The organism is Wolbachia endosymbiont of Drosophila incompta, from assembly GCF_001758565.1.
GTDB lineage: Bacteria > Pseudomonadota > Alphaproteobacteria > Rickettsiales > Anaplasmataceae > Wolbachia > Wolbachia pipientis.
Map to the genome: position 1 here is coordinate 568,208 of NZ_CP011148.1, position 1,128 is coordinate 569,335.

General features: G+C 35.7%; 1 protein-coding gene. It reads right to left on the reverse strand.

Annotated elements, in window-relative coordinates:
• Positions 1 to 116 precede the first annotated feature (116 nt).
• Positions 117 to 949, reverse strand: a protein-coding gene (locus WG67_RS06160) for an IS5-like element ISWpi1 family transposase (RefSeq protein ID WP_094189578.1) whose coding sequence is annotated in 2 segments (ribosomal slippage) — positions 117 to 580 and positions 580 to 949 — 834 coding nt in all. Because the reading frame shifts where the segments join, the coding sequence is not laid out codon by codon here.
• Positions 950 to 1,128: the final 179 nt, after the last annotated feature.

A 1,128-nucleotide genomic window follows, 5' to 3' on the forward strand; every position in this document is an offset into this window, starting at 1 on the left:
AATTCATGTAGCCATTTCGAATTTAGCCATACCAATGTCAGTAAATTTATTAAGCAAACAGCACTTAATGAGCAGTTCTTTTTCACGATTTAGAGGTTGTCCGGAAACTAGTAAATTCAAGCATATTCCCTCTTTAACATAACCCTACTCATAGCTAGGTATATGAAATTCTCAGTGGATGTTGTGAGTAAATCATACTCCTTCGATAGCCTTCTATTCCTATTAACCCAAGCAAAAGTCCTTTCTACAACCCATCTTCTTGGCTGTACTTTAAACCCTTGTTCTCTTGTTGGTAGTAGCTCAGGTGGCGTATCTTTGTGCACCCAAAATCTACATGGAGGCCTTTTAACAATTTCAATATCTATGTCATATTCTTCCTTTATGTGATTCTTTAAATTTCTTCCTTGGTATCCCATGTCAGCCCACATTTTTTTAACTTTAGTATATTTTGTTCTCATATTGTTTAATGCTATTTTAATACCATCTCTATCATTTTCGTTAGCAGCGCCTACGTAACAACCTAGTATAAAACCCTGAGTGTCTGTAATTATATGCCTTTTTCTACCCTTTACTTTTTTACTTCCATCATAGCCTTTGATCCCCCCTTTTCTGTAGTCTTTACAGATTGACTATCTACTATACAGGCACTCGGCTGCTCATTCCTTCCTATTTTTCTTCTACTATATTTTGTAATTTCATAATTCATTTTCTCAAAAATTCCCTGCTTCTTCCATTGCCTGAACTGCTCATACACAGTCTTCCATAGCGGAAAATCATTTGGTAAATACCGCCATTGACACCCTGTACGCAATACATAGAAAATTGCTTCTAATATTTCTCTTTTGCTATACTTTGGCGGCCTTCCTCCTTTCTTGTATGATACTCTGAAGTGTTTTTCTATTCTTGCCCATTCCCTTTCGCTTAGATCTGTTGGATACTTTTTTCTCATCTTTACCCCGTACTAAAATTTCAGATATTATAGCCTTTTACTTGTTTCCGGACAACCTCTAAGTATATAAAAAGGCTTTATCTAGTAAGGCTTTTTAAGGTTGGCTGTATTTATTTTTTACGTATACCGGATCACAATCAGCCAATATACATGTGTGCACAAAATCTTGACTCAAGTCT